We start from the raw sequence: 16,662 nt of genomic DNA, 5'->3' as shown, positions 1-16,662 counted from the left end.
CATGTCGAACTTAGTGACCAATGCTGGACACGCCCATGTCGATGACCATGGGCACGATGACCATCACCACGACTCGGGGCCAATGACCGTCTTCGGTTTCTGGCTCTACCTGATGACCGACTGCATCTTGTTTGCGTCGATCTTCGCGGTGTACGCGGTACTGGTAAACAACGTAGCGGGTGGCCCGTCGGGCCACGACATCTTCGAACTGCCTTACGTGCTCGGCGAAACCGCCTTGCTGTTGTTCAGTTCGATCACCTACGGCTTCGCCATGTTGGCCTTCTACAAGGGCAACAAGAAAGGCGTGCTGAGCTGGCTGGGCCTGACGTTCCTGTTCGGCCTGGGCTTCATCGGCATGGAGATCAACGAGTTCCACCTGCTGATCTCCGAAGGCTACGGCCCGCACCGCAGCGGCTTCCTGTCGGCGTTCTTCACGCTGGTTGGCACCCACGGCCTGCACGTTTCGGCCGGCCTGCTGTGGATGGCGGTGATGATGTATCAGGTCAATAAGCACGGCCTGACCAACACCAACAAGACGCGCCTGAGCTGCCTGAGCCTGTTCTGGCACTTCCTGGACGTGGTCTGGATCTGCGTATTCACCGTCGTCTACTTGATGGGGACTCTGTAATGGCTAATGCACACTCCCATGACAGCCACGATGCAAGCCACGGCAGCGTAAAGTCTTACGCTATCGGCTTCATCCTGTCGGTCATCCTGACCCTGATCCCGTTCGGCCTGGTGATGTACCCGACCTTGCCGAAGTCGATCACCCTGATGATCGTCCTGGCGTTCGCGGTGATCCAGGTGCTGGTTCACCTGGTGTACTTCCTGCACCTGGACCGCTCCGAGGCCCAGCGCGAGAACGTGATTGCGTTCGTGTTCGCAGGCCTGGTGATCGTTCTGCTGGTTGGTCTGTCGCTGTGGATCATGTTCAGCATCCACACCTACATGATGGCGAAGTGAGGTAAGACCCGATGTCGCTTAAGCACTTTATCCAAATCACCAAACCGGGGATCATTTTCGGTAACGTGCTTTCTGTGGCGGGCGGTTTCTTCCTGGCCTCCAAGGGACATGTCGATCTGGCCATCTTCCTGGCTGCGATGATCGGTACGTCCCTGGTGGTGGCTTCCGGTTGCGTGTTCAACAACTGCATCGACCGTGACATCGACATCAAGATGGAGCGCACCAAGAATCGCGTGCTGGTCCAGGGCCTGATCTCCCTGAAGCTGGCACTGATCTATGCGACCGTTTTGGGTGTTGCCGGTGTGGCGCTGTTGTACAAGGTGGCCAACCCGCTGGCGGCGCTGTTTGCCGTGATCGGCTTTGTCATCTACGTCGGCCTCTACAGCCTGTACCTCAAGCGCAAGTCGGTTCACGGCACGCTGGTGGGCAGTCTGTCGGGGGCGATGCCGCCGGTGATTGGTTATGTGGCTGTGACCAATAGCTTCGACATGGCCGCGCTGACGCTGCTGGTGATGTTCAGCCTGTGGCAGATGCCGCATTCCTACGCCATTGCGATCTTCCGTTTCAACGACTACCTGGCTGCGTCGATTCCGGTCCTGCCGGTCAAGCGTGGTATCCAGGTCGCCAAGAAACACATCCTGCTCTACATCCTGGCCTTCCTCGTGGCGACCTTGATGTTGACCTTCAGTGGCTACGCCGGCATGAGCTACCTCGCCGTCGCCGCCGCCATGGGCATGTACTGGTTGTACATGGCCTGGACCGGCTACAAGGCGGTGGATGACACCGTCTGGGCGCGCAAGCTGTTTGTGTTCTCGATCTTCACCATCACCGCGCTCAGCGTGATGATGTCCCTGGATTTCCAAGTGCCCAAAGAGCTGTTGCTGACTTACGCACACTGAGTGGCATGAGCAACAAAAAGCCCCGCCTTCGCAAGAAGCGCGGGGTTTTTTATTGAGTGACCCTTAAACTAGCGCTAAACCCTATCCGTGCAGGAAGCAAAGCAATGAGTAAAAAAGCCGTTATGGTGTTCAGTGGCGGGCAGGATTCGACGACCTGTCTGATCCAGGCGCTGGCGCTGTATGACGAAGTGCACTGCATCACCTTCGACTACGGCCAGCGCCATGTGGCGGAAGTCGAAGTCGCCCAACAGTTGGCCAAACAGTTGGGAGCCACCGTTCATAAAGTGATGGATGTGTCGTTGCTCAACGAGTTGGCCATCAGCAGCCTCACGCGTGACAACATCCCGGTACCCACCGTGAACAGCTCGGGCGACAGCCTGCCCAGCACCTTTGTGCCCGGGCGCAATATCCTGTTTTTGACCCTGGCGGCAATTTACGCATACCAGGTCAAGGCTGAGACGGTGATCACCGGCGTCTGCGAAACCGACTTCTCGGGCTACCCCGACTGCCGCGACGAGTTCGTCAAGGCGTTGAACCAGGCGCTCAAGCTGGGCATGGAATACGACGTGCGCCTCGACACGCCGTTGATGTGGCTGAACAAGGCTGAAACCTGGGCATTGGCTGATTACTACCAGCAACTGGACTTGGTCCGTGAGCAGACACTGACCTGCTACAACGGCATCATCGGCACCGGCTGCGGCAACTGCGACGCGTGCAACCTGCGCGCGCGCGGTTTGAATGATTACCTGCAGAACAAAGCGCAGGTCATGCAGAGCCTCAAGCAGAAGTTGCCACTGGCCTGACCGCCGACCGTCATGGCAGCTGCTTCGGCAGCTGCAACGACGCCAGGCAACGGCCGATCACGCAGTGGCGTTGGTCAGGTAGCGTTTGAATAATGAACGTGCGCCATAGGCCGGCAAGATGTTGAAGAACGCAAAACCGACTTTGATCGCGATCTGCACGTAGATCATGCTCACAATGTCGCTGGTCTGCATGGCGCCATAAAACGCGATAAAACAGAACAGGAAGCTGTCGATAATCACCGCAAAGAACGTGCTGAGGAAGATGCGCAAGTACAAGTACCTGGAGTTGGTCAGCTCTTTGATCTTGCACAGCAAATACGAGTTGATGTTCTCCGACACCAGGAACGACACCGACGACGCGATCAATACCGATGACACCTGCACGATCACTGCGTTGTAAGGCCCATCGAGCTTCCAGCCTGGCAGGCCGGGCAGAAAGGTCGAGCCGTAGAGCAGGATAATAATCATCGCGTTGCTGGCGAAGGCAAACAGGATGGCCTTTCTGGCAAGCCTTAGGCCGAAGTTCTCGTTGAGCAGATCCACGATCAGGAAGGTCAGCGGATACAGGAAAGTGCCCGGTGTGACGATGATGTCGAGGGATTCGATGTAGATCGGTTTGGTCGCGGCAATGCTGGTAAAAATATAAAACGTGAAGAGCAGCAGGTTCAGGATGATGTAGATCATCCAGGAGTTTTCATTGCGATCATTGAGGTCGTACGCGGTGACCGCGCCGCCCTGGGAATAAAACTTCTTGTACAGGTTTTTAATTTCCATTTTGTTCAGATTGTCCATGATTTCGCTGTTTAAGACTTCGCTCAACTTGACCCGAATGATCTTGCCCGTGGCGATGATCATGATCACCGCCAGGCACTTGTCATTTTCAAAGCCAAGCAGTTTGTATTTGCTGTTTTCGATCTCGCCTTCATACGCCGTCATTGAAGCGCTCCTCAATGATATCGCCCAGTACACACAGGCGTTCTGAGCTGGCGCAGGGTTCACGGCGGATAGACAGCGTCTGGGTGGCCCTGTCGAACACCAACTTTTCCTTATCGTCGCTCGACATGCCCTTTTGGATGATCAACAGATCGCCCGGCTCGTTCACCCCCGGTATGGCCTGCTCCAGCCGCACGCCGATCAGGTTGTGGGACGTGCCGAAGTAGTACGTAAGGGGGAAGAGCGTGGCCAGTTCGCCAATGCGCTTGTCCAGGTGCTGCATGACCTGGCTTTGCTTGAGCACCGGCACGGCCGCCGGGTTCATGTTGCCTTGGGGCGAAACGCTGCTCTCGATAAGCTCTTTGGCTTCAAAATCGATGGTCTCGATTTCTTTGTAAGACACACCGAAAAAATCTGAAATCTTGCGCAGGGTCGACTGCTGTACGTTGACGACCTTGCCTTCGAGGATGTTGTAGATCGTGGTGCGGGTGAGCCCGGCGGCGTTGCACAACGACAACTGGGTCTCGCCGCGGCTTTTGATCAGATACTTGATGTTGCTCTTCAAATGCTCGGTTTTTTCGCGTCTGTGCATCACGTGCTCACCACTTCCTTTTAGTCAGAACCGTTGGACCTTGCCGCTGCCATGGGGTGTTTTCCAGCGATTGAGCGCCCATCCGGGGCGTTTATGGCTGCGTGGCGGGCGCAAGTGTTGCACGCGTGCGGTTCAACAATAAAGTCCAAGATGCTCGGCGCTGGCAGCAGGCAAGGCAGATGGCCATTAACTCGGTTGGAGCGGACGAAAGAGAACATATAATTTGGAAAATGTTTAATTTCCTGTTTAATTGGTCGCCACGGTTCAGGACGAACTGACGAGCAGCAACCCAGAAAAGGACATCGCCCATGGCAGTCAACACCGTACAACTGCAGGATCAGGCTGACTTGCTGCGCCGAGGCATGGCGAGATCTGCGCGCCGAGGACTTGGAGCTGGCGATGCTCCTCGACGCCGAAGTCGAGCGTCAACACCGAACCCTGTCGCTGGTGCCTTCCTCCTGCGCTGTAAAACCCCGCACTCTGGCGGCGTCTGCTTCTGCACTGGTCAACGTCACCGCCGAGGGCACGCGGGGCAGTCGCCATCGCGCCGGTTGCGAGAATGTCGACCGGGTCGAATCCCTGGCGATTGGCCGCGCCCGTGAACTGTTTGATGCCCACTACGCCCATGTTCAGTCGCACTCCGGCTCCCATGCCAACGCCCAAGTGCTGTCCGCACTGCTTGAACCTGGCGATACTCTGCTGGGCATGGCCCCTGATCATGGTGGGCACCTTACCTACGGCAGCCCGGCGATATTTACCGGCGCCTATTACAAGGCTATCCGCTACGGCACCACCGCCGAGGGGCTGATTGATTACGCGCAGGTGCGCAGCCTGGCACTGGCCCATCGGCCACGCGTTATCCTCTGCGGTGCTTCGGCCTATTCGCGAGTGGTGGATTTCGAGCGGTTCCGTGCAATTGCCGATGAGGCGGGCGCGATCCTGCTGGCGGACATCTCCCATATCGCCGGGCTGGTGGCGACAGGTCGGCACCCAAGCCCGATCAATGCGGCACACGTCACCACCACCTGTACTCACAAACAACTGGGCGGCCCACGTGGCGGGCTGATCCTTTGCGGTCGCGATGCACATACCAAGGTGCCCGGCTTGCGGGCGACGTTCAGCCGTGTGCTCGACCAGGCTGTATTTCCGCGCATGCAGGGCGCGCCGGCGGTCAATATGATCGCCGCCAAAGCGGCCGCGCTGGGCTACGCGATGACCGCGGAGTTTGACGCCTGCATGGGCCGGGTTCGCAGCCTGGCCGATGAGCTGGCCGGTGCATTCCTGGCCCGCGGCTATGAAGTGGTGGGCGGGCGCAGTGAAAACCATACCGTGCAGATCTGCTTGCGCGACGGTATTAGCGGTTCCATCGCCGAAGTGGCATTGGAAAGCTGCGGCATCGTGGTGAACACGCATCGCGTGCCGGGCCAGGTCCGCGCGTGCGCTGTCGACAATGGGTTGAGCATCGGCACCGGATCCATGGCGCAACGTAACATCGACACCGATGGCTGCCGACAGGTCGTCGATCTGGTGTGCCGAATACTGCAGCAGGTGACGCCGCTCGGCGAACACGAGTACCGGTTGGAACCGGCAATGCAGGCGCAATTGCGTGCGGAACTCGAGCACCTGTGCGCGAAATATCCCATCGCCGACTACTGGGAAAGCTGAGGCCGTGGCTGGAAAAAAGCCCCGCCTTGAGTGGTCGCGCGCGGCTCGTTTATCGGGGGCTCGGTTAAATCATCCGACGCTTGTCTCGTCATACCTTTCACTAGGAGCAGTGCCCATCCATTCCCTCTACACGGAGTAGTCACCATGGTCAGCGTCAGCCGTCGATCCCTTCTGGCCCTGGGGGCCGCCCTGCCGGTGCTGGGCCACCTGAATTGGGCGGTCGCCGCGCCGCCGGCGGCGGAGACTGACGAGGTGCTGCTCAACTATAACGAAAGCCCCTACGGACCATCGCCGGCGGCCCGCGCGGCGATGCAGCGCGGGATCACGACGGCCGGGCGATATCCCTACACGCATATGTACGCGCTGGCCGGTTTGTTTGCCCAGCAACACGGGCTTGCCGAAACGCAGGTGGCGGTATTTTCCGGTTCCATGGCCGCATTGCGTTATGCCGTGCTGGCGTTTACCAGCCAAACCCGTGGCCTGGTAATGGCCACGCCGTCGTACGAAGTGCCACGGCAGGCAGCCGAGTCACACAAGGCGCCCGTCAAGGAAGTGAGCCTCAACGCCGAGCATGCCCACGACGTGTCGGCCATGCTGGCGGCCGACACGCAGGCCGGCATGCTGTACCTGTGCAACCCTAACAACCCCACCGGCACCCTGACCCCGTTCGAAGCCATCCGCCAGGCGCTGACCAACAAACCCAAGGGCAGCGTGCTGGTGGTGGACGAGGCTTACATCGACTTTGCCGACACGCCGAGCGTGGTCAATTGGGTCAAGGACCACGACGACCTGCTGGTGCTGCGCACCTTTTCGAAAATCTATGGCATGGCCGGTGCGCGCCTGGGCTTGGCGATCGGCCACCCGGCGCTGCTGGAACGCTTGGCGGTATTTGGCGGCGACAACGTTCCGGCGGGCGCTTCTTTGCTCGGAGGCCTTGCCAGCCTGGAAGACGTGAAATTATTGGCGCAACGCAAGGCGCTCAATGCCCAACTGCGCGATGAGACCATCACGTGGCTCAAGGGTCGCGGTTTCGCCTGCACGGCCTCCCAGGCCAACTGTTTCATGATCGACGTCAAGCGGCCGGCGGAGCAGGTCATCGAGACACTCGCCGCACACGGCGTACTCATCGGACGGGTGTGGGAAAACTGGCCGCAGTGGGTGCGGGTGACGGTGGGGAGCAAGCAGCAGATGGCGCGCTTTCGCGAGGTGTTCGCGGCGCAGGTTGAGCGCGTCGGTTGATACCACGTGTGGGAGCGGGTTTGCTCCCACACGTTCAGTTGTGCGGTGTTGCCTGGAGGGGTTATTGCTGCGCGATGCTGTAGCCTTCGAACGCGCTCTGTTGCTGCAGGGCGGTGATCACGCTCTTGCGGCTCAGCGGCTGTTCAATGCCGGCGTTATCCACAAAGCTGTCCACTTCCAACTCCGCTTCATCGCCTTCGCCTACAAAGCGCAAACCCAGGAACTCGAAGGCTTCACGGTCGACATTCAACTTGGAGCGCGGCGTGCGCAGGGGCAGCGTGACGCTGACGCCATCTTTGCTGATCACAAACACTTCGGCTTCTTTCTTGGCGCGTGCGGCCTTGCCCTTGCCGGTGCTTGGGTTGCTGATGGCCTGGTGAGACTGGTTCAGCACTTTGAGGGCCAGGCCGTAGACCAACTCCTGGAACTCGGGGTCGTCCTTGAAGCTGGACAGGATGCGGCTGATCGAGAATTTGCTGCTCAGGTCTTCCAGTGCGATGTTGTCGGCGGCTTCGGCGTCTTTCAACTGCTTGAGCTGGCCCATCAGTTCGTAGGCTTTGTCGTCGTCGAAGGCATCGTGCGCCTGGCGGATGGCGATGCGCAGTTCGCGGATCTGATCGCTTTCCTTGGAGGTATGGAACGCGTCCAGCACCATCTCGCTGATGATCTTGGCGGCGGGTACATGCTGTGAAAGATTGATGGCATTTTCGTATTCAGCTTTGGCGTGCAAGGCGACTACGGATTCTTCGGCGGTGTGTTCGGTGTAAGAATCGGACATTGAAATTTCACTACTTCAGTAAACGGGGGAGACAAAAAAACGTCGCGCATTTTCAGGGGGCGGGGGAATCAGGTCAAGGCAGCACAATGCCCTTATCGTGCGGTTGGGCTGCCGGCCGGCGGATGCGGGGGTTAAACCAACTGCTTGAGACACGCTTGAAGAATATCCAACCCTTCTTCCAGTACCGCAGGTTCAATGGTCAGCGGCGCCAGCAGGCGAATGATGTGCCGAGACTTGCCACTGGGCATCAACAGCAAGCCGGCGTCCCGCGCCAGGCTCAGCAACTGGGCCAGTTGCTTGGGCGCGGGTGTACCGTCGGCATGCGCCAGTTCTATGCCGCGCATGGCACCAACGCCAGTCAAGCGGCCCAGGTAGGGCGACAGATGCTGCTCGCGCCAGGCCTGGTAGCGACTGACGATGGCCGCTTCTTGCCGGGCGCCCCACGCGTGCACCTGTTCATCGGTCATTGCATCCAGGGTCGCCAACGCCGCCGCGCAGGCGATGGGGTTACCGGAGTAGGTACCGCCCAGCCCGCCCTTGGGCAGGTTGTCCATCAACGCTTTGCGCCCGACCACCGCACCCAGTGGCACGCCGCCGGCGATGCTTTTGCCGAGCAGGATCAGGTCGGGTTCGATGCCCAGGCGCGAAAAGGCGAAACGCTGGCCGGTGCGGCCAAACCCCTGATTGGATTTCGTCGGCGATCAGCAGGATATTTTTTTCATCGCAGAAACGCCGCAGGGCTTGGGCGAATTCGCTGTCCAGGAGCAGAAAGCCGGCTTCGCCCTGTACCGGTTCGATGATGAAGCAGGCTACATCGTCGACGTCGATTTCTACGCTGAACAGTCGGTCCATGGCCTTCAATGCTTCAGCGCAGGTGACACCGTTATCGGCACTGGGGTAGGGCAGGTGATACACCGGGCCGGGCAGTACGCCGACCTTTTGCTTGTAGGGCGCCACTTTGCCATTGAGGTTGAGCGTGGCCAGGGTGCGGCCGTGGAACGCGCCGTCAAAGGCGATCACCGCCGTGCGGCCCGTGGCCCCGCGCACGATCTTCAAGGCATTTTCCGCGGCCTCGGCGCCGCTGTTGGTGAGCATGCCGCTGACCGGATAGCCCACCGGAATAAACGCGGTCAGGCGATCCATCAGTTCGAGGTAGGGCTTGTGCGGCGCGGCGTTGAAGGCGTAGTGGGTCAGCTGGGTCGCCTGTTCACGAATCGCCGCCACCACGGCGGGGTGGCAATGGCCGAGGTTGAGCACGCCGATGCCACCGACAAAATCGATATAGCGCTTGCCCGAGGTGTCCCAGACTTCGGCGTTTTTACCGTGGCTGAGGCTGATGGGGTGAACGACGGAAATCGACTGGCTGATGGTTTCGCGGCTCATGGATCCTGGACTCGGCAGTGGCGGGCGTCTTTTTATCTAAGCTGCCGGCGGGGCCTTGGCGCAAAGGAAATAAAATCGCCGGGTCATTCCAAATCGGAAGGAGCTGTTGCCAAAAGGTCGTTTGTGGCGGCGCTGTAAACCCGTCACTCTCCCCGGCAGCATCAGAAACCGGCGCGGGCTGTGCAGCGCCGAATAATAAGGACCGACAGGGAGCGCCTCGCATGAACCTATTCAAAACCACCTTGGCCACGATCAGTGCCACGGCCCTATTGGGCCTGGCCGGCACCGCCCACGCCGGTGCGACGTTGGATGCAATCCAGAAAAAAGGTTTTATTCAATGCGGTGTCAGCGACGGGTTGCCTGGCTTTGGCGTGCCCGACAGTACGGGCAAGATGACCGGCATCGATGTGGATGTGTGCCATGCCGTGGCGGCCGCGGTGTTCGGCGATGCATCAAAAGTGAAGTTCACCCAATTGACCGCCAAGGAACGTTTCACCGCCTTGCAGTCCGGCGAGATCGACCTGATCTCGCGTAATACCACCTGGACCAGCTCCCGCGATTCGGGCATGGGCCTGGTGTTTACCGGCGTTACCTACTACGACGGCATCGGTTTTCTGGTGAACAACAAACTCGGTGTTAGCGCCGCCAAGCAGTTGAATGGCGCCACCGTGTGCATCCAGGCCGGCACTACCACCGAACTCAACGTGGCCGATTACTTCCGCACCCATGGCATGAAGTACACGCCTATCACCTTCGATACCGCCGACGAAAGCGCCAAGGGCCTGGAAGCCGGGCGTTGCGATGTGCTGACCACCGACCAGTCGGGCCTGTATGCCCAGCGCATCAAGATGGCGCACCCGGATGAGTTTGTGGTGCTGCCGGAAGTCATCTCCAAAGAACCCCTGGGACCGTTGGTGCGCAAGGGGGATGACGAGTGGTTCAGCATCGTCAAATGGACCCTGTTCGCCATGCTCAATGCCGAGGAGATGGGCATCACGTCGCAGAATGTCGAAGCGCAGGCCAAGGATTCCAAGAACCCGGATGTGGCGCGGCTGCTGGGTGCCGACGGCGAATACGGCAAGGACCTCAAACTGCGTAAGGATTGGGTGGTGCAGATCGTCAAGCAAGTGGGCAACTACGGCGAAGTATTCGAGCGCAACATCGGCCAGGGCAGCGTGTTGAAGATCAAGCGCGGGCTCAATGCCTTATGGAACAACGGCGGCATTCAGTACGCGCCGCCGGTGCGCTGATACCGGGGCGGCCTATGTCGATACGCCGTCTTTGCCCGCCGCTTTGGCTCGATACAGGGCCTGATCGGCGCGCGCCATCAGGGCGGCGGGGGCTTCATTCACTTGGCGTTCGACCACGCCCAGGCTCAGTGTGACCTTGACGTCGTCGGTTATCCGGTGAGTTCTCAAGCTCTGGCAGATAGTCTCGGCCAGGGCCTTGGCTGTTTCCAATGAGCTTTCGGGAAGGACCACCATAAACTCATCGCCCCCCCAACGAGCCAACAGGTCGCCCTGGCGGACGCAGCTTTCCAGGCGTTCCACCACCTGCACCAGGGTCTGGTCGCCTACGCCGTGCCCGTGTCGATCATTGATCGGCTTGAAGTCGTCAACATCCATCGCGATCAGTGACAACGGCAGGTGAAAGCGCTGGGCGCGTTCGCACTCTTGGAGCAACACTTTTTCCAGGCGATAACGGTTGGCGACGAGGGTCAAGGCATCCCGTTCAGCCAGGACGCGGTTCTCATCCACCTGCAGCTGCAATTGCTGATTGACCCGCGACAGTTCAAGCGTGCGCTCGGCCACCAATGCCTCAAGGGATTGATTGCGCCGCTCCAGTTGCTCGATGGAATATTTGCGCAGCTGGATATCGCGCAGGGCCCCGACCATCCGCGCCACCGAACCGTCGGGGTTACGCGCCACCACATAACCGCGGTCCTCGATCCACAGGTAGCTGCCGTCTTTTTTGCGGCAGCGGTATTCAGTTTGATACTGGGGGGCGCGACGGTTGATGTAGTCGTCAAACACCGTCATCACTTGGTTGTAATCGTCGGGGTGGATCACGTTTTCCCAGGTGAATACGTTGTTGTCCAGAGCGTGGCGGGGGTAGCCGAGCATTTCGTACCAGCCTGGGTTGCGGTAGACGAACCCGGTATTGGCGTTCCAGTCCCAGATCCCGTCGCTGGAGAGCTCCAGGATGGTGTGCAACATATCGGCATTGAGGCGAGAGAAATCATTTTTCGTTGAGCTTTTTCCGGAGATATCGTCCATCTGCGTACTCCTTGCCTGGGCGGGCGACAAAGGCCTGCCAACGTTGACACCGATACTCCGTGGCTGGCGCTACTGTACAACGGCGCTTGGGCACTTTGAATAGAGGCGATGGGACGCTGTGAAAGAGTGGCAGCGGGCTACTGCTTCGGCGCCACCATCCTCGTCCGTGGCTTCCCGTCGGCGTTGTGCTGGTAAATCGCTTCCGGTTGGCCCTGCTCGTTGAAAAATACCTGGCCGATCCCGGCCGAATTCCACAAGCGCTCACCGGCTTCGGCATGTTCCGGAATATGGGGCACTACCTGCATCGTGCGACGCCGGGTGAACCAGTTGAGCGGCGAGCGGGGGAGTAGAGCCAGCGGTTGAGGCGGTCGAACCATTCCAGCAAGCGCGGTGGGAATTCGTTCTTGATGCCGCTGCTGGTGATTTGCCAGATCCTCGGGCCCGCGTTGCGATGACGGATCAACACTTCATAAACGAAGGAGTAGTGCACGTCGCCCGACAGGATCACGTAGTTACCCGGCGTGCGCGAGTGACGGAAAATGTTGAGGATGACCTGCGCGGCTCCGCGATGGGCCATCCAGTTTTCCGCGTCCACCAGCAAGGGGTGGCCGCACCAACTGAAGATTTTCTGCACAGTCTCGATCAGCTTCACGCCAAAGATCGGCGCGGGCGAGACGATGATGGCCGAGGGATGGTCAAGCAGTTCCTGTTGCAGTTCACTCAAGGCTTCCCAGTCCAGCAGGCCGGACGGTTGCTTGAGCGTGAATTCACTGCGCCAGCGCCGGGTACGGGTGTCGAGCACCACCAGGGCGGGGGTGGTGGGCAGCACGTAATGCCATTGTTGAAATTTCAGCAGCGCGCCGAGCAAATTATCCTGTTCGGTCGCGTCCAGGTGATTGTTGTGCGCCTGGCGGCCGAGCGCCTGGGTTTGACTTATTAATGTGTCGAACGCATCCGGGTTGTTACCCCAGCCCTGGCACAGCAGGTACGCGAGCAAGGCATTGCCGATGATGCGCTTGGAGAACGGATGGCCGTAGGCGGTTTCTTCCCACTGGGCGCTGAGGTTCCAGTCGTCGGTGATGTCGTGGTCGTCAAAGATCATCAAGGTGGACAGATGGGCGAATACCCGTGCCACGCCGGGCAGGCCATCGCGGAAGTCATCCACCTGCACTTGCTCGCGGGCATAGCGCGCCGCTTCATCGGTGTTCAATTGTGGCGGTTGCGTGGCGATCAGGCGCCACGGGGTGGGTGACCATACCAGCAGGTACATCGCCATGACTTCGGCGAAGCTCACCAAGTGGTTGTCGGCCGTGCTGCTGGTGAAGATCGGTTTTTTCACGCCACCAAAAAAACGCTCGCGCAGGGTCTCGTTGCTGTCCAGTGCCGGCAGCAAGTCCGCGCGATGGTAATAACTGGCGGGGTGCCCGTAGAGGCTGGCGCTGTCATCTATCACTGCCCCTTCCAGGTATTCGTCGAACAGGCCCAGGCGAGCGATCAGCGCGTGGATCGCCCGCAGCATCGGCCCGGCGACATCGTCGGCGTAGACCTGATCGCCACTCATGATCAGCAGGGCCGGGCGCTCGGCACGGGTTTCGGCGAGCAGGCGGTCGACGCACAGCAGGCCTTCATCGGCGCAATGGTGAGGTTTGCGGCAAGAGCCGTGCACCAGTTGGTGGATTCGGCTGTGCAGTATGAAAGAGGCGGATTGGGCGTTGGCGTACAACAGGTGCGGCGCCCACTGTGCCATGCCGTTGCCATCGATCAGCAGGTCATAGTCGATGCTTACATTCTGCGGCAGCGCCTGCTCCAGCGACACATCGATGAGGTGGATAAACGCCTGGCGGCCCACTGGCACCACTTGGCAGTGGCGCGGGGTCAGTGGGATATCACGCGTCTGCTCGCCAACGTGCAGCCTCAGGCTCAGTACCAGCTCCCGGCTGCCCACCAGCCACATCACCAGCCGCCGAGGTTCCAGGCGGCGGAGCATGGGGCCTGCGAGAACGGTGGGCAATGGGTCGGTCAGCGGCATGCGGATGAGGTTTCCAGGCAGGTTTGAGCCGGCAAGATTAGCGCACTGAATGTCAGTGTTTTGTTAAGCGCCTTCCTTCAAGGGCAGCGTTAGCGCGACTGCCCGTGGCTAGGGTGGATGGCTGGAACACGGCATTGGCGGGCAGGCCGCGCCCAGCGTTTTACGGCGTCAGGTCGGTGAGTTTTCAGTCACCTTCGGCACCGTGAACCGGAACTCACTGCCACGTCCCACTTCACTCTCGGCCACGATCCTGCCGCCATGGGCCTGGACGATGCCCTGGGTAATGTAGAGTCCCAGGCCACTGCCGGTGGGGTTGTTTTCGGTTTGTGTCCAATAGCGTTCGAACACATGAGGTAACTGCTCCGGCGCAATGCCTTCGCCGGAGTCGCGCACCGAGAATACGATCTCTTCGCCATTGCTCATGGCACTGATGCCGATATTGCCCTGGCGCGGGGTGAACTTGATGGCGTTGCCGATCAGGTTCGAGAGCACCTGGAACAGGCGCTCGGGGTCGCCGTTGATTTGCAGGCCTGGCTCGGCGTTGAAGCACAGGTCGATGCCTTTTTCCATCGCCAGCGGCGCAAGCAACGAGTACGCCTCTTCGAACATTTGGCTGACATCCAGTGCCACCGGCTTGACCACATAGCGTCCGGCTTCGATTTTGGAGGTGTCCAGCAAGTCTTCCAGCAGGACGTTCATGCGTCCGGCAGCCTGCTGCATGGTGTCGATTGCCGAGGAAATCCGCCGCGAGGTATGTGGGCCGTCGGAACTGAACGCCTTTTGCATCATGCCGCACAGCATCGATATGACCGTCATGGGGTTGCGCAAGTCGTGGGACACCACCGCCACCAGTTCATCGCGGGCGCGCACGGCTTGTTGCTCGCGCAGCACCTGGCGGGCCAGGTCGTTCTCCAAGGCAAAGCGGCGCAGGTCATTGGCGGCGAACAGGTCGCCATGGCTCCAATTGGTGGAGATACCGGCCATTTCCACTTTCCAGATTTCAAACGAGGTGCGTGGGCGAAGGCGCAGGCCTGCGTCGGAACTTTCCAGGTTCAGTGGCTTGTTCGGGTCGCCGCTCCAGTGGATGTTCTCTTTCACTTCCGGCCGGAACCACAGCACACCATTGTCCACTGGCTTGGGCAGGCTCATGGCCAAGACCCGCTGGCCACTTGCTGGAACTCGGCAGCGGGCGCGTACACCGAGGCCAGGTTATGGTTGGCAAACACGGGTTCGCCGCGTGCCTGCAGCCACTTGTGCAACGCTCGGATCTGCGCCGGCTCGGGGCAGTTGCCGTAGCGGTGCAGTTGCTTGTCTTCGATGATCGCTACGCCGCCGGCCAGGGTCAGGTCCATCAGCAATTGGCCGCGCTGGGCCAAGCCTTCGAACACGTTGTACTCCGAGGCTTTCATCGCCTTGTCCAGCAGTTGCAGGGCCTCGACTTTTTCTTCGCGCTGACGGCTCAGGTCCAGCGCTTCCATGGCGCTGATCTGCAATGACAGCACCTGGCCGATAGTCTGGCAGGCCATGCGCAACTCGTTGGGCACCAGCAGTGGCTCACGGTTACCGCAACTGATCAGGCCCCAAAGTTTGTCGCCCTTCATGAGCGAGATGCTCATGGACGACAGCACGCCCATGTTCTGCATGTACTGGCAGTGAATCGGCGACACGCTGCGCAGGGTGGCGAAGCTCAAATCCAACGGTTTGCCGGTATCCGGGCGCAGCTTGGGCAGCAGCGGCACCGGCTCGTAGGCTGCGTTGGGGATAATGCGCAGCCAGTTGGTGCGATACAGCTCGCGAGCCTGTTCCGGGATGTCGGACGCGGGGAAGAACAACCCGTGGAAAAGCTCCATGGACGGCGCAGACGCTTCGGCGATTACCTGGCCATGGCCTTCGTCTTCAAAGCGGTAGATCAGCACGCGGTCGTAGCCGGTCATGGCCTGGATTTCATTTACGCTGACTTCGTATAACGCCTGCAGGGTTTTCGCTGCCTGCAAGCGTTGCAGCATCTTGCCCAGGTCACTGGTGCGGCCATTCACTGCACGTGGCTGGAAGTCCTCCAGCAACGGCTCGAACTCCAGCACCAACACACCCTGATGGCGATGCAGCAGGCCGTCGAACCTGGTGCCATTGAAGGTCATGTGCAACGGCGGCGCATCGGTAAAATTGTTGAGCTCGACCATGCACCGCACGGCCGCAGCAGGCTCGGCACCGAGCAATACGTGCAGCGGTTGGCCCAGCAGGGTCTCGGGCGCATGGTCGAACAGGCTGGCGACATTGGCGCTGACCTGGAGGATCTGCAAGTCAGGGTCCGACAGCGTCAGCAACACACCATGGGGCTGGATAGCCCCGGGAAAGCGGATAGGCTCGTCGGCGCAGTTGGCAAGCAGCTCTTCAAAATCATCGGGTTTCATAGCAGTACCTCCTGGCTGTCGAGCCATTGCTCAAAGCAGCTAAATGTCGAACGGGCCGCATCCACGGCGCACGGTCTGGCTTGCGCGTCCATCGGCTGGCGGGCCAGGTAATCGAGAAAGTCTTTCCAGCGCCGACCGGTCTCGGCACCGTACACATTGAGAAAGGCACCCCCGTTGTCGGCGTCCAGGCCCAGGCGCCGGGCCATCTCGCGACGCAATACTTGACCGCCCAGGGTTGCGCCTTCCAGCACATAGGCGGCGCCGAGGCAGGCAGCGGGGGTATCAAGGGACGGCAGGTGGGTGCAGCGGGGCAGGGCGTCGATGGCTGCGTCATTCAAGCCGAGGGCATGAAGGTCGCTCACCAGGGTAGGCGTTTTCACGCGCAGTTGCGGATCAAAGCCTTCCGGGATCAGATCACCTTCATACAGCGCGGCTTCAATCGGCGCATAAAACCCGTAATACGCTCGGAGCAAGCTCAGGTAGCCGTCGGCATCCAGGTGTTCGGAGAAAAACGGCAGGCGCTTTTCCAGCGCGATGTGCAGCAGGCCGTGCCGGCGCGTAGTGTTTCCAGCAATGAGGGCGCACCAACGTCATGGGCCTGTGAGTGCATTCAATAAGCTCGAACTGTGGGCCTGCCGGCCATGAATGACGCGAGAAAATGGGCGACGATTCTACACAACTCATAGCCACT

General features: G+C 60.0%; 10 protein-coding genes and 5 pseudogenes. 7 read left to right on the top strand and 8 right to left on the bottom strand.

What is annotated here, in order from left to right; all coding sequences use genetic code 11:
* Position 1 precedes the first annotated feature (1 nt).
* The 4 genes from AB4O25_RS13795 (at position 2) to queC (ending at position 2,665) form a co-directional block, all read left to right on the top strand.
* Positions 2-628 (top strand): cytochrome o ubiquinol oxidase subunit III, encoded by a 627-nt coding sequence (locus AB4O25_RS13795; protein ID WP_003176004.1) that lies wholly within the window; start codon positions 2-4, stop codon positions 626-628.
* The gene (gene cyoD / locus AB4O25_RS13790; RefSeq protein WP_003176003.1) at positions 628-963 is read left to right on the top strand and encodes a cytochrome o ubiquinol oxidase subunit IV; all 336 of its coding nucleotides are present in this window, start codon (positions 628-630) and stop codon (positions 961-963) included. Before AB4O25_RS13795 ends, cyoD begins: the two co-directional genes overlap by 1 nt.
* 11 nt (positions 964-974) lie before the next feature.
* Complete coding sequence (gene cyoE / locus AB4O25_RS13785) at positions 975-1,862, top strand: heme o synthase (protein WP_003194050.1); 888 nt, start codon at positions 975-977, stop codon at positions 1,860-1,862.
* A 104-nt stretch (positions 1,863-1,966) separates the two neighbouring features.
* Complete coding sequence (gene queC / locus AB4O25_RS13780) at positions 1,967-2,665, top strand: 7-cyano-7-deazaguanine synthase QueC (protein ID WP_017531097.1); 699 nt, start codon at positions 1,967-1,969, stop codon at positions 2,663-2,665.
* A 57-nt stretch (positions 2,666-2,722) separates the two neighbouring features.
* Here the strand turns inward: queC and AB4O25_RS13775 are convergent, their stop codons facing one another.
* Entirely contained in the window at positions 2,723-3,601 is an 879-nt protein-coding gene (locus AB4O25_RS13775; RefSeq protein WP_017531096.1) for a queuosine precursor transporter, read from the bottom strand.
* The gene (locus tag AB4O25_RS13770; RefSeq protein WP_017531095.1) at positions 3,588-4,190 is read right to left on the bottom strand and encodes a helix-turn-helix transcriptional regulator; all 603 of its coding nucleotides are present in this window, start codon (positions 4,188-4,190) and stop codon (positions 3,588-3,590) included. The genes AB4O25_RS13775 and AB4O25_RS13770 overlap by 14 nt, the downstream gene beginning before the upstream one ends.
* 308 nt (positions 4,191-4,498) lie before the next feature.
* Here AB4O25_RS13770 and AB4O25_RS13765 point away from each other — a divergent pair.
* Positions 4,499-5,855, top strand: a pseudogene (locus tag AB4O25_RS13765) (serine hydroxymethyltransferase).
* Positions 5,856-5,999: 144 nt separating this feature from the next.
* On the top strand, positions 6,000-7,094 hold the full coding sequence (gene ptaA / locus AB4O25_RS13760; RefSeq protein WP_267864552.1) for a pyoverdine biosynthesis transaminase PtaA: 1,095 nt from the start codon (positions 6,000-6,002) through the stop codon (positions 7,092-7,094).
* A gap of 61 nt (positions 7,095-7,155) precedes the next feature.
* Here ptaA and AB4O25_RS13755 read toward each other — a convergent pair whose 3' ends face one another.
* Positions 7,156-7,872 carry a hypothetical protein gene (locus tag AB4O25_RS13755; protein WP_116079741.1) on the bottom strand — a complete coding sequence of 239 codons (717 nt, stop codon included), beginning with the start codon at positions 7,870-7,872 and terminating at the stop codon, positions 7,156-7,158.
* A gap of 131 nt (positions 7,873-8,003) precedes the next feature.
* Positions 8,004-9,255 (bottom strand): annotated as a pseudogene (locus AB4O25_RS13750) (2-aminoadipate transaminase).
* Between the two features lie 221 nt (positions 9,256-9,476).
* Between AB4O25_RS13750 and AB4O25_RS13745 the strand changes: the two are divergent.
* A complete protein-coding gene (locus AB4O25_RS13745; RefSeq protein ID WP_017531090.1) occupies positions 9,477-10,505 on the top strand; it encodes an amino acid ABC transporter substrate-binding protein in 1,029 nt (342 codons plus the stop codon).
* Positions 10,506-10,517: 12 nt separating this feature from the next.
* Here the strand turns inward: AB4O25_RS13745 and AB4O25_RS13740 are convergent, their stop codons facing one another.
* From AB4O25_RS13740 to AB4O25_RS13725, 4 genes and pseudogenes are all read right to left on the bottom strand, one after another.
* Entirely contained in the window at positions 10,518-11,531 is a 1,014-nt protein-coding gene (locus tag AB4O25_RS13740; protein WP_026067511.1) for a diguanylate cyclase domain-containing protein, read from the bottom strand.
* 137 nt (positions 11,532-11,668) lie between these two features.
* Positions 11,669-13,560: pseudogene (locus tag AB4O25_RS13735) on the bottom strand (alkaline phosphatase D family protein).
* 168 nt (positions 13,561-13,728) lie between these two features.
* A pseudogene (locus tag AB4O25_RS13730) lies at positions 13,729-15,971 on the bottom strand (ATP-binding protein).
* A pseudogene (locus AB4O25_RS13725) lies at positions 15,968-16,581 on the bottom strand (biliverdin-producing heme oxygenase). The pseudogenes AB4O25_RS13730 and AB4O25_RS13725 overlap by 4 nt, the downstream one beginning before the upstream one ends.
* Positions 16,582-16,662 lie beyond the last annotated feature (81 nt).

This window comes from Pseudomonas sp. S3_A03, assembly GCF_054668275.1.
This window is presented reverse-complemented; position numbering and strand designations above follow the sequence as displayed.